The 22,856-nt window shown below is 47.3% G+C and carries 22 protein-coding genes; 21 read left to right on the top strand and 1 reads right to left on the bottom strand.

Going from position 1 to position 22,856, the window contains the following annotated elements; translation table 11 throughout:
* Positions 1-9 precede the first annotated feature (9 nt).
* The 4 genes from yabA to rsmI all read left to right on the top strand — a co-directional run bounded on the left by yabA (position 10) and on the right by rsmI (position 2,459).
* The gene (yabA, locus tag QWY22_RS00185; protein WP_036802102.1) at positions 10-369 is read left to right on the top strand and encodes a DNA replication initiation control protein YabA; all 360 of its coding nucleotides are present in this window, start codon (positions 10-12) and stop codon (positions 367-369) included.
* 230 nt (positions 370-599) lie between these two features.
* Entirely contained in the window at positions 600-1,337 is a 738-nt protein-coding gene (locus QWY22_RS00190; protein WP_300982449.1) for a tRNA1(Val) (adenine(37)-N6)-methyltransferase, read from the top strand.
* Entirely contained in the window at positions 1,324-1,593 is a 270-nt protein-coding gene (locus tag QWY22_RS00195) for a GIY-YIG nuclease family protein (RefSeq protein WP_300982450.1), read from the top strand. Before QWY22_RS00190 ends, QWY22_RS00195 begins: the two co-directional genes overlap by 14 nt.
* Entirely contained in the window at positions 1,590-2,459 is an 870-nt protein-coding gene (rsmI, locus tag QWY22_RS00200; protein WP_300982451.1) for a 16S rRNA (cytidine(1402)-2'-O)-methyltransferase, read from the top strand. The genes QWY22_RS00195 and rsmI overlap by 4 nt, the downstream gene beginning before the upstream one ends.
* A 56-nt stretch (positions 2,460-2,515) precedes the next feature.
* Here the strand turns inward: rsmI and abrB are convergent, their stop codons facing one another.
* Positions 2,516-2,794, bottom strand: a complete 279-nt coding sequence (abrB, locus tag QWY22_RS00205) for a transition state genes transcriptional regulator AbrB (RefSeq protein ID WP_036802110.1) — start codon at positions 2,792-2,794, stop codon at positions 2,516-2,518.
* Positions 2,795-3,128: 334 nt separating this feature from the next.
* Between abrB and metG the strand changes: the two genes are divergently transcribed.
* The 17 genes from metG to yabN all read left to right on the top strand — a co-directional run bounded on the left by metG (position 3,129) and on the right by yabN (position 22,853).
* Positions 3,129-5,096, top strand: a complete 1,968-nt coding sequence (gene metG, locus QWY22_RS00210; RefSeq protein ID WP_300982452.1) for a methionine--tRNA ligase — start codon at positions 3,129-3,131, stop codon at positions 5,094-5,096.
* Between the two features lie 200 nt (positions 5,097-5,296).
* Positions 5,297-6,067: a TatD family hydrolase gene (locus QWY22_RS00215; protein WP_300982453.1), complete on the top strand. Its 771-nt coding sequence runs from the start codon at positions 5,297-5,299 to the stop codon at positions 6,065-6,067.
* An 85-nt stretch (positions 6,068-6,152) separates the two neighbouring features.
* Complete coding sequence (locus QWY22_RS00220; RefSeq protein ID WP_300982454.1) at positions 6,153-7,499, top strand: G5 and 3D domain-containing protein; 1,347 nt, start codon at positions 6,153-6,155, stop codon at positions 7,497-7,499.
* A gap of 109 nt (positions 7,500-7,608) precedes the next feature.
* Positions 7,609-8,166 (top strand): ribonuclease M5, encoded by a 558-nt coding sequence (rnmV, locus tag QWY22_RS00225; protein ID WP_300982455.1) that lies wholly within the window; start codon positions 7,609-7,611, stop codon positions 8,164-8,166.
* Positions 8,166-9,044, top strand: a complete 879-nt coding sequence (gene rsmA, locus QWY22_RS00230) for a 16S rRNA (adenine(1518)-N(6)/adenine(1519)-N(6))-dimethyltransferase RsmA (protein WP_300982456.1) — start codon at positions 8,166-8,168, stop codon at positions 9,042-9,044. Before rnmV ends, rsmA begins: the two co-directional genes overlap by 1 nt.
* 163 nt (positions 9,045-9,207) lie before the next feature.
* Positions 9,208-9,471 carry a biofilm formation stimulator Veg gene (gene veg / locus QWY22_RS00235; protein WP_036802123.1) on the top strand — a complete coding sequence of 88 codons (264 nt, stop codon included), beginning with the start codon at positions 9,208-9,210 and terminating at the stop codon, positions 9,469-9,471.
* Between the two features lie 142 nt (positions 9,472-9,613).
* Positions 9,614-10,477, top strand: a complete 864-nt coding sequence (ispE, locus tag QWY22_RS00240) for a 4-(cytidine 5'-diphospho)-2-C-methyl-D-erythritol kinase (RefSeq protein ID WP_300982457.1) — start codon at positions 9,614-9,616, stop codon at positions 10,475-10,477.
* Between the two features lie 56 nt (positions 10,478-10,533).
* Entirely contained in the window at positions 10,534-11,361 is an 828-nt protein-coding gene (gene purR / locus QWY22_RS00245; protein WP_036802127.1) for a pur operon repressor, read from the top strand.
* Between the two features lies 1 nt (position 11,362).
* On the top strand, positions 11,363-11,740 hold the full coding sequence (locus QWY22_RS00250) for a RidA family protein (protein ID WP_036802129.1): 378 nt from the start codon (positions 11,363-11,365) through the stop codon (positions 11,738-11,740).
* 153 nt (positions 11,741-11,893) lie between these two features.
* Positions 11,894-12,178 carry a septation regulator SpoVG gene (gene spoVG, locus QWY22_RS00255; RefSeq protein ID WP_036802131.1) on the top strand — a complete coding sequence of 95 codons (285 nt, stop codon included), beginning with the start codon at positions 11,894-11,896 and terminating at the stop codon, positions 12,176-12,178.
* Between the two features lie 195 nt (positions 12,179-12,373).
* Positions 12,374-13,747 carry a bifunctional UDP-N-acetylglucosamine diphosphorylase/glucosamine-1-phosphate N-acetyltransferase GlmU gene (gene glmU / locus QWY22_RS00260; protein ID WP_300982458.1) on the top strand — a complete coding sequence of 458 codons (1,374 nt, stop codon included), beginning with the start codon at positions 12,374-12,376 and terminating at the stop codon, positions 13,745-13,747.
* Positions 13,748-13,765: 18 nt separating this feature from the next.
* Positions 13,766-14,734, top strand: a complete 969-nt coding sequence (locus tag QWY22_RS00265) for a ribose-phosphate diphosphokinase (RefSeq protein ID WP_300982459.1) — start codon at positions 13,766-13,768, stop codon at positions 14,732-14,734.
* A gap of 92 nt (positions 14,735-14,826) precedes the next feature.
* Positions 14,827-15,474: a 50S ribosomal protein L25/general stress protein Ctc gene (locus tag QWY22_RS00270; RefSeq protein ID WP_300982460.1), complete on the top strand. Its 648-nt coding sequence runs from the start codon at positions 14,827-14,829 to the stop codon at positions 15,472-15,474.
* 102 nt (positions 15,475-15,576) lie between these two features.
* A complete protein-coding gene (pth, locus tag QWY22_RS00275; RefSeq protein ID WP_300982461.1) occupies positions 15,577-16,140 on the top strand; it encodes an aminoacyl-tRNA hydrolase in 564 nt (187 codons plus the stop codon).
* A 90-nt stretch (positions 16,141-16,230) separates the two neighbouring features.
* The gene (gene mfd, locus QWY22_RS00280; protein ID WP_300982462.1) at positions 16,231-19,764 is read left to right on the top strand and encodes a transcription-repair coupling factor; all 3,534 of its coding nucleotides are present in this window, start codon (positions 16,231-16,233) and stop codon (positions 19,762-19,764) included.
* 45 nt (positions 19,765-19,809) lie between these two features.
* Positions 19,810-21,393 carry a putative polysaccharide biosynthesis protein gene (locus QWY22_RS00285; protein ID WP_300982463.1) on the top strand — a complete coding sequence of 528 codons (1,584 nt, stop codon included), beginning with the start codon at positions 19,810-19,812 and terminating at the stop codon, positions 21,391-21,393.
* Positions 21,390-22,853, top strand: coding sequence for a bifunctional methyltransferase/pyrophosphohydrolase YabN (gene yabN, locus QWY22_RS00290; protein WP_300982464.1), 1,464 nt, complete (start codon positions 21,390-21,392; stop codon positions 22,851-22,853). The genes QWY22_RS00285 and yabN overlap by 4 nt, the downstream gene beginning before the upstream one ends.
* Positions 22,854-22,856 lie beyond the last annotated feature (3 nt).

A 22,856-nucleotide genomic window follows, 5' to 3' on the forward strand; every position in this document is an offset into this window, starting at 1 on the left:
TGGTTTTAAGTGAAAGAGAAAAACTTTTTGGACACGGTTATGGATTTTGAGCAGCAGCTCGAATCCATCCAAGAACAGTTTCGGGAATTGAAAGCCGTAGTTGCCCATACGATGGAAGAACATCATGCGCTGCAATTGGAGAACCATCATTTGCGTGCGCGTTTGGATGAACTCCATCAAGCGGTTCCGGAAACAGCTGCGGTGGATCCGATAAAATTGAAAAAAGCAGCTATGGATATCGGAGAAGGCTACGATAACTTGGCGCGTTTGTACCACGAAGGCTATCATGTGTGCCATGTACATTTCGGCAGCTCAAGAAAAGGCGACGACTGCCTGTTTTGTTTATCCTTCTTAAACAAACAAAACTAAAGAAAAGCGGAAGCGCCTGGGCAGCTCCGAACAGCTTAAGGCAGACTGCCGAAGCGGCGCTCTTTGCCGCACAGGCGGGCTGCTTTAAGACCCGAGGAGCTAGGCGCTGCAGCTGGACATAAAGAAAAGCGGAAGCGCCTGAGACCTGGGTGCTAGAGCAAAAACAAACAGAAAAGGCTTCCGACACTCCGTGTGGCGGCAGCCTTTTCCTGTGTATCGGAGGTGAAAAAATGTTGTTGGACGACGAAAGACTCGATTATTTGCTGGCGGAAGACTTGCGCATCATACAAAGCCCATCGGTATTTTCCTTTTCCCTCGATGCCGTCTTGTTGGCGCGTTTTGCTTACATGCCGTTAAAGCGGGGAAAAATTGTCGATTTGTGCACAGGCAACGGAGCTATCCCGTTGTTTTTAAGCGCACGGACAGAAGCTGCCATCATCGGAGTGGAACTTCAGGAACGGCTTGTTCACATGGCCCAAAGAAGCGTCGAATACAATGGGCTTGAAGAACAAATTCAGATTATTGAAGGGGACGTGAAGGAAATTCCTGCACGCCTTGGAATTGAAAAATATGATGTGGTGACATGCAATCCCCCTTATTTCCCTGCGCATGAATTGAGCGACAAAAACCTCAGTGAACATATGGCCATTGCCCGCCATGAACTCCATTTAACATTGGACGAATCGGTCCAGGCAGCCAGCAAATTGTTGAAACAGGGAGGCAAAGCCGCTTTTGTGCACCGTTCCGGACGCCTGATTGACATCATCACCGCCATGCGTGCCAACCGGCTGGAGCCGAAACGGGTCCGCTTGGTGTATCCGAAAGCGGGAAAAGAAGCGAATACGTTATTGATCGAAGGAATCAAAGATGGCAAGCCGGACTTGAAAATTCTGCCGCCGCTGATTGTATACGGAGAAAACGGGGAATATACAGAAGAAGTGAGAGAACTGCTTTATGGAAACGAATAACCATTATTTTTATGTCCTTGAATGTGCCGATGGGTCCTACTATGCAGGATACACCAACGATCTGCAAAAACGGCTGGAAGCCCATAACGCAGGAAAAGGGGCGAAATACACACGAGCCAAAGGTCCGGTCGAAATGATTCACCACGAAAGTTTCGAGACGAAATCCGCTGCGATGAAAGCGGAATATGCCTTCAAGCAATTATCAAAACCACAAAAAATGCACTACATTGCTGAAGGAAAGGAAGATGGCAAATGAAATCCCAAAAAAGCTTCATGGAAAACAAAGCAACTCTGTACTTAGTAGCGACGCCGATCGGCAACTTGGAAGACATGACCGTACGGGCAATCCGCGTCTTAAAAGAAGTGGATGTCATAGCCGCAGAAGACACCCGCAACACAAAAAACCTGTGCAATTATTTTGATATCCAAACCAAACTGGTCAGCTACCATGAGCATAACCAGGACAGCGGAGGTTTTAAAATTCTTTCTTACTTGAACGAAGGCAAGTCCGTAGCGTTAGTAAGCGACGCCGGCATGCCCTGCATTTCCGATCCCGGCGAGGATATCGTGCGGCGGGTGGTGGAGGAAGATTATCCGGTCGTCCCGGTTCCGGGAGCAAATGCCGCACTCAGTGCCTTGATCGCCTCCGGCATCGCACCGCAGCCGTTTCTGTTTTATGGATTTTTGTCGCGCCACAAGAAAGACCGCCAAGCAGAATTGGAAACCTTGAGCCAAAAAGAAGAGACGCTGATTTTCTACGAAGCGCCTCACCGGTTAAAAGACAGTTTAAAAAGCATCCAAAAAGCCTTTGGCGATGACCGGAAAATCACCTTGGCGCGGGAAGTTACAAAGAAATTTGAAGAATTTTTGCGGGGAACTGTGGAAGAAGCCGTCGAATGGGCAGAAGCCAATACTATACGAGGAGAATTTTGCCTTGTCCTGGAAGGGAATGCTTCGCCGGATGTCGCAGAAATCGAGCAATGGTGGGAGCATTTGTCTATTGCCGACCATGTCACAGAGCTAATGGAGAAAAAGCAGTTGACGTCCAAAGAGGCCATTAAACAAGTGTCGCATGAGCGGAATTTGCCAAAGCGTGAAGTTTATCAAGCCTATCATGTTTAAAAAGTACAATGCAAAAAACCGGAACGCAATAGCGCTCCGGTTTTTATTGGCTTGACTTACTTTTTCAAGTTATTTTGAATTTCTTTTACCAGCATTTCTGCGCCTTCAGGGCTTAGGATCAACTTGCCGCCAACCAGCTGCATGTTGTCGTCCGATACTTCACCTGTTACGGCACAAGTCATATTTGGCAAATACTTTTTCAAGATAATTTTATCGTCATCAACGTAAATTTCCAATGCATCTTTCTCTGCAATTCCTAAAGTACGGCGCAATTCAATTGGAATCACCACACGGCCTAATTCGTCAACTTTACGTACAATTCCTGTCGATTTCATAATATTAATCTCCCTTCAAATTTGTCGGATGTTTTTCGTCAAAATTCGACATTTACCACTTCCTGTCATAAATCATACCAAGTACTGGCAATTTGGTCAATAAAAAACTATCGGCTTTATAATAAAATTTCTTATTAATTAATAATAAAATGACCAATTGGAGAGGTTTTGTCACAATTTTGTCCTTCTAATGCATTATGAAATGAAACGGTAATATTTCATAATGTTCAAACTTCTTCGCCATTGTCGAAAAAAGCCTCAGAATCGAAAGATTGTACAATATTGAGGACTTCGTTAAAATAAGAACTATACAAACAAACTGGAGGAATTTTTCGTGACTGCTAACAACAACACTTTTTATCTGACAACCCCGATTTATTATCCAAGCGGAAAATTCCATATTGGGACTGCTTACACGACGGTCGCTTCGGATGCCATGGCCCGTTACAAGCGCTTGCGCGGTTTTGATGTCCGGTTCCTGACAGGAATGGACGAACACGGCCAAAAAATTGAAGAAAAAGCTCAGGAAGCTGGCCTTGCGCCACAGGCATATGTCGACGACATGGCAGCCTCCGCTAAACAAGTTTGGTCGGTCATGGACATCACGTATGATGACTTTATCCGCACAACAGAAGAGCGTCACAAAAAAGGCGTTGAAAAGATTTTCCAAACATTTTTGGACAACGGTGATATTTACAAAGGCGAATACGAAGGCTGGTACTGTACGCCATGCGAATCATTTTATACAGAAGCGCAGCTGGTGGACGGCAATTGTCCGGACTGTGGCCGCCCGGTCCATAAAGTAAAAGAGGAATCGTATTTCTTCAACATGAAAAAATACGCGGACCGCTTGCTGGATTATTACGAAAACAATGTCGAATTCATTGAACCGGAATCCCGCAAAAACGAAATGATCAACAACTTCATCAAACCGGGCCTGGAAGACCTGTCGGTATCCCGGACGTCATTTGACTGGGGAATTCCGGTTCCTGGAGATCCGAAGCATGTGATTTACGTATGGGTGGATGCTTTGTCCAACTACATTACGTCGCTTGGCTACGGTTCCGATGATGACTCGCTCTTCAACAAATACTGGCCGGCAGATGTCCATGTAGTCGGCAAGGACATCGTCCGTTTCCATACGATTTATTGGCCGATTTTCCTGATGGCGCTTGATTTGCCGTTGCCGAAGAAAATCTTTGCCCACGGTTTCATCATGATGAAAGACGGCAAAATGTCGAAATCGAAAGGCAATGTGGTGTACCCGGAAATGCTTGTGGAACGCTATGGCCTGGATGCAACGCGTTATTTCTTACTGCGTGAACTGCCGTTCGGCTCAGACGGGGTCTTTTCACCGGAGTCATTCGTGGAGCGTACAAACTTTGACCTTGCGAATGACTTAGGGAACTTGTTGAACCGGACCGTTTCGATGATCAACAAGTATTTCGGCGGCGAAATCCCGCAGCTTCACGGAGAAGCTACAGAATTCGATGCAGCTCTGCAAGAAGTGGCGAAGCAGACGGTCGAAGTATATGAACAGCACATGGAAAAAATGCAGTTCAGCATCGTATTGAGTGAGGTGTGGGCGCTTATTTCCCGCACGAATAAATACATCGACGAAACAAAGCCGTGGGTATTGGCAAAAGACGAAACGCTGAAAGGCCAATTGGCTACTGCGATGGCTCATTTGGCAGAATCCTTGCGCATGACAGCGGTTATGCTGCAGCCGTTCTTGCCGAATGCACCGAAACAAATCATCGAACAGCTTGGCCTGGATGAAGAGGCGTTAGCTTGGGAGACGCTTCAAAGCTTTGGTCACATTCCAGAAGGCACGAAAGTTGTTTCAAAAGGCACTCCAATCTTCCCGCGCCTTGAAGTAGAGCCGGAAGTGGCTTATATTCGTGATCAGATGCGCGGAGGTGCGCCGGTAGAAGCGGAAGAAGTGATGGAAGAGATTATTGAAGAAGTGCCGGACGTACCGGAAATCAGTATTGATGAATTCATGAAAGTGGATTTGCGGGTAGCGACTGTAACGGCCAGCGAACCGGTGCCGAAAACGTCAAAACTGCTGAAATTGCAGCTCGACCTCGGCTATGAACAGCGCCAAGTGGTCTCCGGCATTGCGGAACATTACAACCCGCAAGAACTGGTCGGCAAAAAAGTCGTCGTTGTAGCCAATTTGAAACCTGTGAAATTACGTGGAGAATTGTCTCAAGGGATGATTTTAGCCGGTGAGAAAAACGGGTATTTGACACTCGCTGCAGTGGATGAAAAATTGCCGAACGGAGCACAGATTAAATAAAATATAAGTTGTTTAAAGCAATTTGGAAGGGGCTGTCTACTCGACAGTCCTTTTTATTTTGGATTTTATTAGGGGAAATAGGCCATTATCAATTAATTTGTTATCTAAATAACATGTTTTGTTATCTAAATGTAATATTGGTGTGAAGAAAGAAACGAAGGAAACGATTAAAATAAGGTTTAATGTGAGGAGAGAGCGTTATGTTCATTGATACCCATGTCCATTTAAATGCAGACCAGTACGACGAAGATTTAAATGAAGTAATCGACAGAGCTTTAGAAAACAATGTTACAAAAATGATTGTCATTGGGTTTGATCGCAAAACGATTGAACGTGCAATGGAGCTTGCCGAGAAACATGAGTTTATATATGCCGTAGTCGGATGGCATCCGGTTGATGCCAATGATTGCACAGAAGAAGATTTAAAATGGATCGAAGAATTGGCTGCCCACGACAAAGTAGTCGGCATCGGCGAAACCGGATTGGATTACTACTGGGATAAATCACCGAAAGAAATCCAGCAGGAAGTGTTCCGCAAGCAAATCCGGCTCGCGAAAAAAGTCCAGTTGCCGATCATCATCCACAACCGCGAAGCCACGGAAGACGTGCTGCGTATTTTGAAAGAAGAAAATGCCCATGAAGTAGGAGGCGTCATGCACTGCTTTGGCGGCAGCGTTGAAACAGCGCGCGAAAGCATCGCCATGAACTTTATGATTTCACTTGGCGGACCGGTTACGTTTAAAAATGCCAAAAAGCCAAAAGAGGTAGCAACAGAAATTTCCTTGGATCACTTGATGATAGAAACGGATGCACCGTATCTTGCACCGCATCCTTACCGGGGAAAACGCAATGAACCATCTTATGTCCCACTTGTCGCGGAAGAAATTGCCCGTTTAAAAGGCATTTCGGTAGAAGAAGTCGGCCGCATCACGACACGGAACGCAGAGCAGTTTTTCAAGCTCAGCCAATAATCATTAAAAGAAAACAAGCTCATTTTGTTTGACACAGTAAAATCGAGTCTATATAATCACTCAGGTGAATGAGGAGGAGTTATTTTTGACGAAGAATCTAGAAAATAATAACAAGAAATCAAGTTTATATAGTGGGAAATCTTTAGTGGTGGCGATTGCCACTGTTTTAATGTTTGCGGCTGTTTTGACGTTTGCCATTTATGAAGGCACAAAAAACACGGTAAAAATGACAGCAAACGGCGAAACAACGGAAGTCAAAACCCATGCCGACACAATTGGAGCATTTTTAGAAGAACAGGAGATTCAAGTAGGGAAAGACGATTACTTGAGCCATTCTGCAGATGCGGCCATTAAAGAAGACGTAGCACTTGAATGGGATGAGGCAGAACAATACACGGTATCAGTTGACGGCAAAGAAACGGCGGCTTGGACAACGGAGAATACCGTGAAGGAAATTTTAGCAAAAGCGAATGTTGAAGTGACAGAACATGATAAAATTACGCCTGCATTAGAAGAAGAAGTAGATGAGGATACAGCGATTTCTGTTGAAAAAGCCTATGAGGTAACACTTGTCGACGGCTTGAAAGAGAAAAAGGTATGGTCCACTTCGACTACGGTCGCTGACTTTTTAAAGCAGAACAAAATTACGCTAGGCGAACTTGATCGGGTTGAAAACGGAATGGATGAAAAAGTGGTTCCGAATTCCAAAGTCCAAGTGGTTCGTGTAGAAAAGGTCACCGATGTAGTGGAGGATTCTGTGAAATTTGCAGTAGAAACGAAGAAAGATTCCGGTTTATTGAAAGGACAGGAAAAACTTGTCCAAAAAGGCCAAAATGGCGTTGTAGCTAAAACCTACGAAGTAGTAAAAGAAAACGGCAAAGAAGTAAAACGCGCTCTTAAGAGCGAAAAAACGGTGAAAGCCCCGACGAAGCAAGTAAAAGCGGTAGGCACTAAAGTAATGGTTGCCAGCGCATCACGCGGCACAACTGCCAAAGCAACAGCGAAAAAAGAAACAGCAGCTCCAGTCCAGGTAGCAGCTGCCAAAAAAGAAGCACCTGCTAAAGCAGCAGAACCTGCGAAAAAAGCAGAGCCTTCAAGAAAAGCTTCTGCAGCATCTACAACAGCTGCAGCACCATCAGGCGGCAAAGAGTTCTATGTATCAGCAACGGCTTATACAGCTAGCTGTGCAGGATGCTCAGGCATTACAGCAACAGGCATCAACTTGAAAGCCAACCCTGGCCTTAAAGTCATTGCGGTTGACCCGAATGTCATTCCCCTTGGTTCGAAAGTGTATGTGGAAGGATATGGCTATGCAGTGGCGGGAGATACAGGCGGTGCAATCAAAGGAAACAAAATTGATTTGTTCGTTGCCAACCACTCAGATGCGATCGCATTTGGGCGCAAGCAAGTGAAAGTAACCGTCTTAAATTAATACATGGCAGATGGTCAAGGCTTTCTTGGGAATTCCCGGGAAAGCCTTTTACTATTTTACCCGGCTGTGTATAAAATAAAACAAGAATCGCGGGAAAAGAGGAACAACAATGAATATCAAAGAGATTATTATAGTAGAAGGAAAAGATGATACTGTGGCAGTCAAACGGGCAGTAGGAGCAGATACACTGGAGACAAACGGTTCTGCCATCTCAAAAGAAACGCTAGAGCGGATTGCCCATGCACAGGAGAAGCGCGGCGTCATTGTTTTTACCGATCCGGATTATCCTGGACGGCGAATCCGTGCTATTATTGAAGAACATGTGCCAGGGGTGAAACACGCCTTTTTAGCGAAAGAAAAAACGCTTGCCAAAAATGGCAAAGGCCTCGGCATTGAACATGCGAAAGATGAAGACATTCGAGCAGCTTTAGCTGCTGTATATACGCCCAGACAGGCAGAGCAAGCCGTTGAAATTACGATGGAGGATTTGATTGACGCAGCACTCGTCGCCCATCCTCAAGCGAAAATGCGCAGAACCCGTTTAGGGGCTATGCTTCAAATCGGCTACACAAACGGCAAACAGCTTCAGAAAAGGCTTCACATGTTCGGCATTACGAAAAAACAATTTATTGAAGCTGTGCAAGCGCTAAACCAGGAGGAACTTTAATGATGAAAGATATTGCAACACCTATACGCACGCAGGAAATTATGGCAAAACACGGCTTGACCGTCAAGAAAAGCCTTGGCCAGAATTTCCTGATCGACCCGAATATTTTGCGGAAAATTGTCGGCAAAGCGAACTTGACCAAACAGTCTGCAGCCATCGAAATCGGACCAGGAATCGGTGCTTTAACCGAGCATTTAGCAAGAGAAGCGGGCAAAGTGCTGGCCTTTGAAATCGACCAGCGCCTTCTGCCGGTGCTCGCAGATACCTTGTCGCCATACGACAATATTTCCATTATCCATTCGGATATTTTAAAAGCTGATGTTGAGAAAGCCATCAAACAAGAACTGGCTGGCTACGAAGATATTGTGGTCGTGGCAAACTTGCCGTATTACGTGACCACGCCAATCATTATGAAGCTGCTTCTTGAAAAGCTGCCGATCCGCGGGCTCGTGGTCATGCTTCAAAAAGAGGTAGCAGAGCGCATCACGGCACAGCCAGGCACCAAGGCTTATGGTTCGTTGTCTATCGCAATCCAGTACTACACAGAAGCGGAAATGGCGTTGACGGTGCCGAAGACAGTCTTTATGCCGCAGCCCAATGTCGATTCTGCAGTTATCCGCATGATCAAGCGCCCGGAACCCCAGGTAAAAGTCATCAATGAAGATTTCTTTTTCCAAGTAACCCGGGGATCATTTGTTCAGCGCCGGAAAACGATCTTGAATAATTTGCAAACGGCTATGCCGAACGGCAAAGAGAAAAAGGAATTGATTTTAAAGGCGTTGGAAGAAGCGGAAATTGACCCATCGCGCCGTGGAGAAACCTTGTCCATTAAGGAATTTGGCTTGTTGGCGGATAAGTTATATCCATATTTCTCCTAAAACCTTTCATTTTGTTACAGTTATGGCACATCTTTTTGAATCCGCCAGGTATTTCGGATAAAAAAATATTGACATCTTATGCACTACGCTGATAAAATTAGAAATTTACTTGACTGGACGGTCAGTTTCTGGTAGACTTTGTCTATAGTGAGGTGTAGACAAGATGCCCAAAACTTTGGCGGATATTAAAAAATCGTTGGACCTACATATTGGTAAACGGTTGATTTTAAAGGCAAATGGAGGACGTAAGAAAACGGTCGAACGCGCCGGAATCTTGCGAGAAACGTATCACTCGGTGTTCGTAATTGAACTTGATCAAGATGAGCATTCATTTGAACGCGTGTCTTACAGCTACGCAGACATCCTGACAGAAGCAGTGGAAATTGTTGTCTATGAAGGAACAGAAGAAGAACTTGTTGTTAAATAATGAACGGTATTCATATTGTTTTTGAAACTCACAGCCCGTTGCTTCAACGGCTGTGAGTTTTTTTGTTTATTTTCTCCATTTTTCCCCAAGCGCACTTCATGTGTTAAAATAATCTTCATCAGAATATAAAGGAGGCAGTGGGATGCTCTACGTGAAGGCGCCTGCCAAGATCAATTTAACGTTAGATGTTTTACATAAGCGCCCCGATAACTATCATGAGATCGAAATGATCATGACGACAGTCGATTTGGCTGATCGGATCGGGTTAAAAGCAACGGAAAGCGGAATCTATATCGAATCCGCAGACCGCTTTGTTCCAAATGATTCCCGCAACTTGGCTTACCAGGCCGCCCAGTTGTTGAAAGATACGTTTAATATCAAATCCGGGGTCATCATTTCGCTGGACAAACAAATTCCAGTTGCTGCTGGACTGGCAGGAGGAAGCAGCGATGCAGCTGCGACTTTAAAAGGCCTGAACCAATTATGGCAATTAAATTTGTCGCTTGATGAACTTGCGGAGCTCGGAGCGAAGATCGGTTCGGACGTATCTTTTTGTGTCTACGGCGGAACGGCTTTGGCTAAAGGGCGAGGAGAAATTATTCAAGAGCTTCCTGCACCGCCCAACTGCTGGGTGATTTTAGCAAAACCGACCATTGGGGTTTCTACTGCGGAAGTATACGGGGCATTCGACGCCAAAAAAGCCGAGCACCCGAATACCCAGGAAATGATCCAAGCGCTTTCCGCCGGCGATTACAATGCGATGTGCGCCAACTTAGGCAATGCCTTGGAAAGCGTTACGTTGAATTTGTATCCGGAAGTTGCCCAGATTAAAGAACAGATGAAGAAATTCGGGGCAGATGCCGTATTGATGAGCGGAAGCGGCCCGACCGTATTTGGGCTTGTACAACAGGAAGCCCGAATCCCGCGCATCTACAACGGCCTTAGAGGTTTTTGTGCCGAAGTTTACGCTGTCCGCTTGATTGGTGAACGGGAGCCACTTGCTTAAATACGTACATTTATGGTAAATTTTCTATAAATCATTCGTATTTAGGAGCGTGTATTATGAAGTGGAAGCGCAGTGAACGGTTAGTTGATATGACGCATTATCTTTTGGACCATCCACATAAGTTAATTCCTCTTACATATTTCTCAGATCTCTATGAATCCGCCAAATCATCAATTAGTGAAGATTTAGGAATTGTAAAAGAGACGTTTGAAGAAAAAGGGATTGGACTGTTGATGACAGTGCCTGGAGCGGCCGGCGGTGTGAAATATGTGCCAAAGCTCCATAAAGAGGAAATCAAAGCCATTATGGCGGAACTGATGGAGGAGCTTAGCCATTCCGATCGGCTTTTGCCAGGAGGCTATTTGTATATGACCGATGTCCTTGGCAACCCCAATATGATGAACCGGGTAGGCAAAGTTTTTGCTTCCGCTTTTGCGGATGAAAAAATCGATGTCATCATGACGGTGGCGACAAAAGGGATTCCGATTGCCCATGCCATAGCCCGCCATTTGAACGTGCCGGTCGTTATTGTTCGAAGAGACAGCAAAGTAACAGAAGGCTCCACTGTCAGCATCAATTATGTGTCGGGTTCTTCCCGGCGCATCCAGACGATGGTATTGTCAAAACGCAGCATGAAGAGCGGCCAGCGGGTACTCATTACCGACGACTTCATGAAAGTCGGCGGAACGATGAACGGCATGAAAAACTTGTTGGAAGAATTCGACTGTACGCTTGCGGGAGTAGCCGTACTGGTTGAAGCTGAGCATTCCGATGAGCGCCTCGTTGAAAAATACTTGTCGCTTGTCAAACTGCACGAAGTCAGCGAAAAAGAGCGGACCATTGCATTGGAAGAAGGAAACTATTTTACGAATGGAGGAATTTAAGATGAAATTTGTAGCGACAGACAAAGCAGCTGCGGCCATTGGGCCTTATTCACAAGGAGTTATTGCCGGGGAAATGTTTTACAGTTCAGGCCAGATTCCGTTAACGCCTTCAGGAGAAATGGTCGAAGGCTCAATCGTTGAGCAGGCGCACCAGGTGTTTGCCAACTTGAAAGCCATCCTGGCAGAAGCCGGTTCTTCTTTGGAAAACGTCATCAAAACCACGGTCTTTATCAAAGACATGAATGATTTTGCGGCGCTTAACGAAGTGTACGCTTCTTATTTCGGTGACCATAAGCCGGCTCGCTCGACAGTTGAAGTGGCGCGCTTGCCGAAAGACGCAAAAGTGGAAATTGAAGTTATTGCAAAAATTACTGAGTAAACCAAACCATCCTCCGGGGTGGTTTTTATTTGTCTGAAATTATTAATGAAATTTTCTAATAAATACTGTAATTTTTGAAGGAGATTAGTCCCTTGTATCGAATTACATATATTAGCAACACAAAATGCATCCAAGAGGAAAGGTGGTGACACAATGGAAGTAACCGACGTAAGGCTTCGGCGTGTTCAAACAGACGGCCGGATGCGGGCAATCGCTTCCATCACACTAGACAACGAGTTTGTTGTGCATGATATTCGGGTGATTGACGGCAACGAAGGATTGTTTGTCGCGATGCCAAGCAAGCGGACACCGGACGGGGAATTCAGAGATATTGCCCATCCGATCAATTCCGGGACGCGCAACAAGCTTCAAGAAGCGATTTTAGCCGCATACCACCAGAGCGAAAATGACCCGGTCTTTGAAGAAGCCGGTGTTTAAATGCGCCATCTCAGGAGCCTTCTATTGCAGATAGGGCTCTTTTTTTTGGCTTCTTTCTGATAATGTCATGGTATTGTCATGCTCTGAAACCTTGAAAAATCAAGGTTATTCCGATATAGTCAATAAGGAAAAGCTAAAATATCCACTATATGAATAAAATAGATAACAAATCACTTGATTGGAGGACCTGACTACATGACGAATACATATGCAGTAGTATTAGCCGCTGGCCAAGGCACGCGGATGAAGTCGAAACTTTACAAAGTGCTTCACCCGGTTTGCGGCATGCCAATGGTAGAGCACGTCACCAATAACGTGGCACAGCTCGGCGTCGAAAAAATTGTCACGATTGTCGGCCATGGCGCTGAAAAAGTAAAAGAACAACTGGGTTCGAAAAGCGAGTATGCTTTGCAGGAAGAACAGCTGGGAACAGCTCATGCCGTACAGCAAGCTGCTTCTTTAATCGAAGGGCTTCCCGGCACGACTTTGGTGGTATGCGGAGATACACCTTTGATCCGTACAGAAACAATGCAATCTTTGCTTGACCATCATGCGGAAACAGGTGCAAAAGCGACAATTTTGACCGCAATTGCAGACAATCCGGCTGGTTATGGCCGGATTTTGCGCGATGAATCCGAAAGCGTCTCCAAGATTGTGGAGCAGAAAGATGCATCTAGCGAAGAGCAAAAAGTAAAAGAAATCAACACAGGCACATATTGCTTTGATAATGAAGCGTTGTTTGAAGCGCTGAAATTGGTATCCAACAACAACGCGCAAGGCGAATATTACTTGCCGGATGTAATTGAAATCCTTCAAAAACAAGGCGAAGTCGTGGCTGCATATGCAACAGATAGCTTTGATGAAACACTTGGCGTCAACGACCGGGTAGCATTAAGCCAAGCTGAAAGCTTTATGCGCGTCCGCATTGCCGAAAAGCACATGCGTGCAGGCGTCACGATCATCGATCCGGCAACAGCTTACATCAGTGCTGAGGCAGTAATCGGGGCAGATACCGTTATTCAGCCGAATGTCATCATTGAAGGCAATACTCAAATCGGTGAAGACTGCTTGATTTCGTCAAACAGCCACATTGAAAACAGCGTCATCGGAGACCGTACGGTTATCCGTTCATCGCATGTATACGACAGCACGGTTGGAAACGACACGGCAGTCGGCCCTTATGCACATCTTCGTCCGCAGACCCAATTGGGGGATGAAGTGAAAATCGGCAATTTTGTCGAAGTGAAAAAATCAGAGCTTGGAAATGGCAGCAAAGTTTCGCACTTAAGCTATATCGGAGATGCCAGCGTCGGAAGCAACGTCAACATTGGCTGTGGAACAATTACCGTCAATTACGACGGCAAGAACAAATTCCTTACAACAATTGAAGATGACTCGTTTATCGGCTGCAATTCAAACTTGATTGCTCCAGTCACCATCGGCAAAGGCTCGTATGTAGCCGCAGGATCCACCATCTCTAAAAACGTGCCAAGCGATGCATTAGCGATCGCCCGTGCACGGCAAGAAAACAAAGAAGGCTATGTTACCAAATTAAACTCAAGAAAATAATAGGAGGCTACACACGAAATGAGTTATCAAATTGATGCAGCAACCACTAAGATGAAAATTTTCGCATTGAATTCGAACCAGAAGTTAGCGGAGGAAATTGCCGAACACGTCGGTCTGCCGCTTGGAAAAAGTTCAGTTACCCACTTCAGTGATGGGGAAATCCAGATTAATATTGAAGAAAGTATCCGTGGCTGTGATGTTTTCATCGTGCAATCGACTTCTGAGCCGGTCAATGAAAATTTAATGGAACTGCTGATCATGATTGATGCAGTAAAACGTGCCTCTGCCCGTACTGTAAACGTTGTAATGCCTTATTACGGCTATGCCCGCCAAGACCGTAAAGCGCGTTCACGCGAACCGATCACGGCGAAATTGGTGGCCAACCTTCTGGAAACAGCAGGAGCAACCCGTGTGATTGCACTGGACTTGCATGCGCCTCAAATCCAAGGATTCTTTGATATCCTGATTGACCACTTAGTGGCTGTACCTCTTCTTTCAGATTATTTCTTGAACGACAGCGGCATCGATTTGGACAACGTCATTATCGTTTCTCCGGACCATGGCGGAGTGACACGTGCCCGCAAGATGGCGGATCGCCTGAAAGCGCCGATTGCCATCATTGACAAGCGCCGCCCGCGTCCGAACGTAGCGGAAGTCATGAACATCGTCGGGAATGTAGACGGCAAAACGGCTATCATCATCGATGATATCATCGACACAGCCGGCACCATCTCCATTGCGGCAAGTGCATTAGTTAAGAGCGGAGCAAAAGAAGTATACGCTTGCTGTACGCACCCGGTACTGTCTGGCCCAGCAGTAGGACGGATCAACGACTCGGTTATTAAAGAACTGATTGTCACCAACTCCATTGCCTTGCCGGAAGAAAAGAAATCTCCGAAAATCAAACAGCTTTCTGTAGCTAAGTTAATGGCTGAAACCATCGTTCGCGTTCATGAACAAAAATCTGTCAGCACATTGTTTGATTGATCTGAATACATGCTTATTGGTTCTTTAGGTTTGGTTTTCCTGCAGTAGGGTAAATAGCTGTTATGGACAACTAAACTGGAGGATGAGTATATATGACATCAAAAATTTCGGTACAAAAAAGAGAAACCGGTACACCCCACTCTAAACTAACGGAACTGCGCGGACAGGGAATTGTGCCTGGCGTCGTTTACGGCTACCAGACAGAAACTACGCCTGTAGCAGTTTCTGAAATTGACTTGATTAAAACATTGCGCGAATCTGGACGCAACGGGGTTATTAACCTGGAACTGGATGGCAAAACCTTAAACGTGGTACTGAGCGATTTCCAGCGTGACGCTTTAAAAGGCAGCTTTGAACATGTGGACTTTTTAGCAGTCAATATGTCAGATGAGCTTGAAGTAGCTGTAGCTGTACATTTGATCGGCGAATCCCCTGGGGAAAAAGAAGGCGGCGTAGTCAACCAGCCTAACCGCGAAGTAACGATTAAAGTGAAGCCAGCTGATATTCCGGATGCACTTGAAGTCGACGTAGCCAATCTTGCAATCGGCGACACAGCAACAGTCGGCGATATCCGCGGAACGGTTTCTTATGAAATCCTGGATGAAGACGACTTTATCCTTGTTTCTGTAACGGCTCCACGTTCGCAGGATGAGCTGGATGAGCTTGAAACGCCTACAGGTGACGAAGCTCAACCGGAAGTAATCGGCGGCGAACCAGCGAACGATCAAAAAGAAGAATAAATAAAGAAAATAAAGGGGCTGTCTACCGACAGTCCCTATTTTTCTGTTTTGCAGCGTAATATGATAAAATAATTAGCAGTGAAAAAGAAAAGGAAGATTCTTATGAAACTGATTATTGGCTTGGGGAACCCCGGCAAAACATACGAACAGACGCGGCACAATATCGGGTTTAAAGTGATTGATTACCTGGCTTCCAAATGGAATGCACCTTTGACGCAGACAAAGTTTAAAGGGATGTACTCGATCATTCACCGGCCTGAAGGCAAAGTCATGCTGTTAAAGCCGCTCACTTACATGAACTTGTCCGGAGAAAGTGTCGGAGCGTTGATGGATTATTACGATATCGACATTGAAGATATTGTTGTCATCTACGACGATTTGGATTTGCCGACCGGCCAGCTCCGTTTGCGCCAAAAAGGCAGCGCGGGAGGGCATAACGGCATCAAGTCGCTGATTCAGCACTTAGGGACGCAGCAGTTTAACCGTATCCGCATCGGCATTAGCCGTCCACCGGCAGGGATGAAAGTTCCGGATTACGTCTTGTCTCGTTTTTCGGACAACGAAATCCCGGAAGTGGCTGAAGCGGTCAAGCAAAGCGCAGAAGCGTGTGAGCTGTGGCTGTCGAAAGCTTATCCGGAGGTCATGAATAACTTTAATGGATCATAAATTCGCTTTGGCGCTGTTGGCGTTCAGGGCTTTTTTCTGTTTCCGCCATACTGGTTGATTTACTCACTTACCTTGAAAGGAGGAATCTAAATGGAACAAATTTTGCAGGTGTTTTCAGAGGATTCCCATATACAGAAATTCATAGCTGATTTGAAAAAAGGCAGCGACCACCATTTGATTTCGGGCTTGTCCGGCAGTGCCCGTCCTGTCTTCTACCAGACGGTCTGGTCGGACATGCAGGCGCCTTTATTGATTGTGACGCCGAATTTATTGAATGCGCAGCGCACCTACGATGATTTGGTTAAATTAATGGGAGAAGAACTGGTCCATCTTTATCCGGCAGATGAACTCATTGCGGCAGATGTGTCATTTTCCGGGCCTGAACTGCGAGCACACCGAATGGATACGCTTGACCATATGTACAGTGTCGGGAAAGGGGTCTATATTACGCCAGTTGCCGGAATGCGCAAGTTGATGCCGTCGCACGAGCAATGGGAAAATTCCACGCTGCGCACAGCAGAAGGGGAAGAGTTAGATACCGATCAATGGCTGTTAAAGCTGGTCGCAATGGGCTATTCCCGTACCCCGATGGTAACGACGCCGGGGGAATTTGCCTTGCGCGGAGGAATTCTCGACATCTATCCGTTGAACTTTGAACATCCGGCCCGCATCGAACTGTTTGATACGGAAGTGGATTCCATTCGGCTGTTTTCCGCTGAAGACCAGCGCTCTCTTGAAAAAATGAAATCGCTGTGCATTTTGCCGGCCAATGAACTGGTGCTGTCCAAAGCCCAGCAGCTGGCGTTGGCAGAAAAGCTGGAAGCCCAATTGGCGGCTTCCTTAAAGAAACTAAAAGCAGAAGATACAAAAGAAGCGCTGCTTCAACATATCCAACACGATATTACGCTGCTGCGTGAAGGCAATGTACCGGATCAGGTTGCCAAATATGCGGCACTCGTTGAATCGCAGTCGGCTTGTTTAAGCGATTATTTCCCGGGAAATGGCGTCATTTTATTTGATGAACTTGGGCGAATCCAGGAAATGACCGATACCTTGGAACGTGAAGAAGGCGACTGGATCGTCTCGCTTTTGGAAGAAGGGAAATTCCTGCACAATTTGCGCCTGTCTTATTCCTTCCGGGAGGTTTTAAATAAAATCAAACAAAAAATGGCGTTTCTGTCCTTGTTTGTCCGGACCTTCCCTTCCATACAAGTGAAAAATTCCATTACGTTTTCCTGCCGTCCGATGCAATCGTTCCATGGCCAGATGAATTTATTGAAAACAGAAGCGGAACGCTGGGAACAGGCGAAATTCCAAGTGTTTATCATTGCCGAAGGCCAGGAGCGCTTACAGAAAGTCCGCTCCGTGCTGGAAGACTATGATATGGAAGCGGAAATTGTGACCGCGTCTACGAAAATCCAAGGCGGCAAGATGTATTTGGTGGACGGCGATCTGTCCGGCGGGTTTGAGATGCCTTTGCAGCGCTTGGCCATTTTGACGGACGGGGAATTGTTTAAAAAACAGGCGAAGAAAAAAACACGCCCGCAGAAATTGAGCAACGCTGAGCGCATCAAGAGCTATTCGGAAATTAAACCGGGCGATTATGTCGTGCACATCCATCACGGCATCGGCCGCTATGTTGGCATTGAAACGCTGGAAATCGGCGGCGTCCATAAGGATTACCTGCATATCATCTATAAAGCGGATGACAAATTGTTCGTGCCGGTCGACCAGATCGATTTGATCCAGAAATACATTGCGTCAGAAGAAAAAGAACCGAAGCTCCATAAAATGGGCGGCGCGGAATGGAAAAAGACACACCGCAAAGTGTCGGCCGCTGTCCAGGACATTGCCGACGACTTGATCAAACTGTATGCCGAACGCGAAGCGCTAAAAGGCTATGCATTTACGGAAGAGCAGGACATGCAGCGTCAGTTCGAAGCTGAATTCCCGTACGAAGAAACGGTTGACCAGCTGCGCTCCATCAACGAAGTGAAACGCGATATGGAAAAAGAGCGGCCCATGGACCGCTTGATCTGCGGCGACGTTGGATATGGCAAAACCGAAGTGGCGATACGGGCGGCGTTTAAAGCGGTGCTTGATGGCAAACAAGTGGCCTTTTTGGTGCCGACGACCATTCTCGCCCAGCAGCATTTTGAGACGATGAGCGAACGCTTCAAAGACTACCCGATTACGGTCGGGCTGATGAGCCGCTTCCGTTCCAAGAAGCAGCAGACCGAAACGGTGAAAGGTTTGAAGAATGGCTCGGTTGATGTCGTTATCGGCACACACCGGATCCTGTCAAAAGACATGGCCTACAAAGATTTGGGCTTGTTGATCATTGATGAAGAACAGCGCTTTGGGGTCACCCATAAAGAAAAGATCAAGCAAATGAAAACGAATGTCGACGTCTTGACCTTGACGGCAACGCCGATTCCGCGGACACTCCACATGTCGATGATCGGTGTGCGTGATTTATCTGTCATCGAAACACCGCCGGCAAACCGCTTCCCGGTACAAAGCTATGTCATGGAATACAACGGCGCACTTGTCCGCGAGGCAATTGAACGGGAAATGGCGCGCGGCGGCCAAGTATTTTTCTTGTACAACCGGGTGGACGATATGACTCGCAAAGTGGAAGAAATCCAATCCTTGGTGCCGGAAGCACGGGTCGGCTATGCCCACGGCCAAATGTCCGAAACGGAACTTGAATCGGTCATTCTCGGTTTCCTCGACGGCGATTACGACGTCCTGGTAACCACGACCATCATTGAAACGGGCATCGATATCCCGAACGTCAATACGCTTATCATCCATAATGCAGACCGCATGGGCTTGTCGCAGCTGTATCAATTGCGCGGGCGCGTCGGCCGTTCAAGCCGTGTCGCTTACGCTTATTTCATGTACCAGCGCGACAAAGTGCTGACCGATGTCGCTGAAAAGCGCTTGATGGCCATCAAGGAATTTACCGAACTCGGTTCCGGCTTCAAAATTGCCATGCGCGATTTGTCGATCCGGGGTGCCGGGAACCTGCTCGGCTCACAACAGCACGGCTTTATCGATTCAGTCGGTTTTGATTTGTATTCGCAAATGCTTGAGCAGGCAATTGAAGAACGCCGGACGGGCATGAAAAAGGAAAAAATTCCGGAAGTGGAGATTTCGCTTGATATTGATGCTTATATTCCGGACAGCTATATTGGCGACGGCTACCAGAAAATTCAGATGTACAAACGCGTCAAAGGCATTGAAGAGGTGGAGGAAGTGGCCGAACTGCAAGACGAACTGATCGACCGCTTCGGCGATATGCCAATTGAAACAGACCGCCTGCTGCGCATTGCCCGCATGAAAATCTGGGCGCGCCAGACCGGCGTCGAAACGATCAAACAAAACGGCAAGCTCATTTCGATCCGCTTGTCTGAAGACGGCACCGCTGCCGTTAATGGCGGCAAGCTGGTGGAAGAATCAGCAGCTTACGGACGTGCAGTCGGATTCAGCATGTCGGGCCAGCAATTGGTCATGACCATTGATGAAAACAAATCCGGCAAGCACCATCCATTTGATGTGCTGGAAGGCATGATGAAATTGATTCCGGAATCGCTCCGCGAAGAAAAAACGGTGAGTTAATTTTGAACAGGGAATGAGTGAAGCCTGTTGGCCAATGAAGGAACCATGAAGACATTTATGAAAGGCGCTGTTCTTTTGACGATGGCGGGCCTAATCGTTAAGCTGCTCAGCGCCGTTTACCGGGTTCCTTATCAAAATCTAGTGGGGGACCAGGGCTTTTATATTTACCAGCAAGTGTATCCGTTCATCGGCATTTTCAGCACGTGGACCTCCTACGGTTTTGCTGTTGCCGTGTCGAAAATGATGGCTGATTCCCATGAACGAGAGCACGGTTCGATCCTGAAAATCGCTTTTGGGTTTATTGCCGTCATTTCGACGCTGTTTTTCTTGAGCCTGTATTTTGGCTCGGATCTTTTGGCGGGGTGGATGGGAGATGCGAACTTAAGCGGCTTGCTGCAGGTGGGAGCTTTTGCGGTGCTGTTAATGCCGCCGCTGGCTGTGTTAAAAGGGTATTTCCAGTCAAACAACGATATGGCGCCGGTCGCCTATTCGCAAGTTACCGAACAGGGGATTCGCGTGACGGTCATTTTGCTGGGCACCTGGATTGTCATCTCAAGCGGATTTTCCCTTTACGCTGCAGGGCAGATGGCAATGTTTGGTGCTGTTGCCGGAGAAATCGCCGGTGTTGTTCTACTGGTCGCCTATTTCCGCAAGCGGTTGTTTCAAGTGCAGGCAAGCACAAAGCTACGCGTTTGGCCGGTCATTAAAAACATGACGGCCATTTCGCTCAGCATCAGCATGAGTTCGCTGATTCTGCTGTTTTTCCAATTGGCCGATTCGTTCACCGTGTTTCGGCTGTTGACCGAAAGCGGCCTGGACCGGACGCGTGCCATGGAGCAAAAAGGCGTTTACGACCGGGGCCAGCCGCTTGTCCAATTCGGCATCCTGATTGCAACGTCGCTTGCTTTGACCATTGTGCCGCTTGTGGCTCATATGTCGAGAAAAGAAAGTGGCCGTTCAGCGCAGATGTACGCAGGGCTCGCGTTCCGGATTTCATTTCTGTTTGCGTTTGCGGCAGCTGCCGGACTGACTTTCGTCATGCCCTATGTCAATGAAATGCTGTTCCAGACGCGGGATGAATCGCTGACGTTGATCGTGTTCAGCTGGCAGATCGTCTGGATGTCGCTGCTGTTGATTATGACCGCCATGCTTCATGGCTTAGGCAAAGTCAAAGTACCGGCGCTGCTGTTGACCGGCGGCTTGATCATTAAAATCGCCGGCAACTGGCTGCTGGTGCCGCTATGGGAAGTAACAGGCGCAGCAGTTGCCGGGAATTTAGGTCTAGCATTTATTGTCATCGGCCTGCTTCAGTACTTTAAACGGGTGTGGCCGATCCGTTTTGCACCGGCCCGTTACTACGGCTGGCTTGGCTTGTCCGCGGCAGCCATGGGCATTGCCGTTGTCGGCTGGGCTCTTTTATCGGATATGGTGTTATTTGACGGTGCCGCCAGCCGGCTGTCCGCTTTGTTGACTTCGTTGACGGCGGTGCCGCTTGGTGCAGCCGTCTTCCTGCTGCTGATTGCCAAGAGCCGGATCATTACCGAGAAAGAATGGTACATTATCCCGTTCGGCCGGAAGCTGGCCGGTCTCCAGTTGAAAATCCGACAACAGAAAAGAGGGCAAAGATGAACACGATACAAGTAATTGGGCTGGGCGCAGGAGATTTAGATCAACTGCCGCTTGGCGTTTACAAGAAATTAAAAAAAGCTACTAACTTATATGTCCGCACCCAGGACCACCCGGTGCTGATAGAATTGGCAGCAGAAGGTGTGGAATTCACGTCGTTCGATGCCGTTTACGAAAAACACGATACGTTTGCGCCGGTATACGCAGAAATTGCCGATACACTGGTGGCGTATTCAAAAGACCAATCCGTCATTTATGCAGTGCCGGGGCATCCGCTTGTCGCCGAACAGACCGTCCAAAATTTAATCGAAGCTGAGAAAGCGGGAGCTTGCCACTTGTCGATTGAAGGAGGACATAGTTTTCTGGATGCTTTGTTCGGTGCGCTGCGCATCGATCCGATTGAAGGCTTTCAGCTTCTCGACGGCACCGAGATGAAAAGCGACGACGTCAACATGACCCAGCATATTTTGATTGCCCAAGTGTATGATTCGTTCAGCGCTTCGGAAGTTAAACTGACACTGATGGAAAAATATCCGGAAGATTATCCGGTGACCATTGTCACCGCAGCCGGTTCAGCGGACGAAATCCTGCGCACGGTGCCGCTGTATGAACTCGACCGTGCCGCGGAAGTGAACAATTTGACGACGGTTTACGTGCCGCCGGCGAAAGATCAGCTCACCCGCTTGAAGGAATGGCAGACGTTCCGCAGCATCGTGGCGCAGCTGAGAAGCCCTGAAGGCTGTCCATGGGACCGTGAACAGACGCATGAGTCGCTGCGCCCTTATTTGCTGGAAGAAGCCCATGAGCTGATCCAGGCGATTGAAGAACAGGATGACGAAGCCATTGCCGAAGAACTGGGCGATGTGCTGCTGCAAGTATTCCTGCATGCCCAAATCGGTCAGGACAATGGCTACTTCCAGCTTGAAGATGTTTTGTCGGCCGTCAGTTCGAAAATGATCCGCCGCCATCCGCATGTTTTCGGAGATGTCAAAGTGAAAGATGCCGATGAAGTGGTAGCCAACTGGCAAGCCATCAAAGCGCAGGAAAAACCGGCAGTCGAGTCGATTTTAGACGGCCAGGAGCGCTTTAGTTCGTCACTCATTACGTCTTACAACTACCAGAAAAAAGCTGCGAAAGTCGGCTTCAGCTGGTCGGATGCAGAAGGGGCCTGGGAGAAATTCGAAGAAGAGCTGCAGGAATTTCAAGCGGAACTGGCGAAAGGTTCTAAAGACCGCCAGTTGGATGAACTCGGCGATTTGCTGTTCACCCTGGTGAATATTGCCCGGTTCTATGAATTGTCGCCGGAAGAAGCAATGGTGCATGCCAACCGCAAATTCCAGCAGCGCTTCCGCCACGTGGAAAAACGCGTACAGGAAGGCACCGGCGATTTCAGCGATTATTCGCTCGACCAGCTTGACCAATTCTGGAACGAAGCCAAAGCTATGGCAAGAAAGGAAGACTGAGCT

This window comes from Planococcus liqunii (genome assembly GCF_030413595.1).
In the GTDB taxonomy this organism is placed as follows: Bacteria; Bacillota; Bacilli; order Bacillales_A; family Planococcaceae; genus Planococcus; species Planococcus liqunii.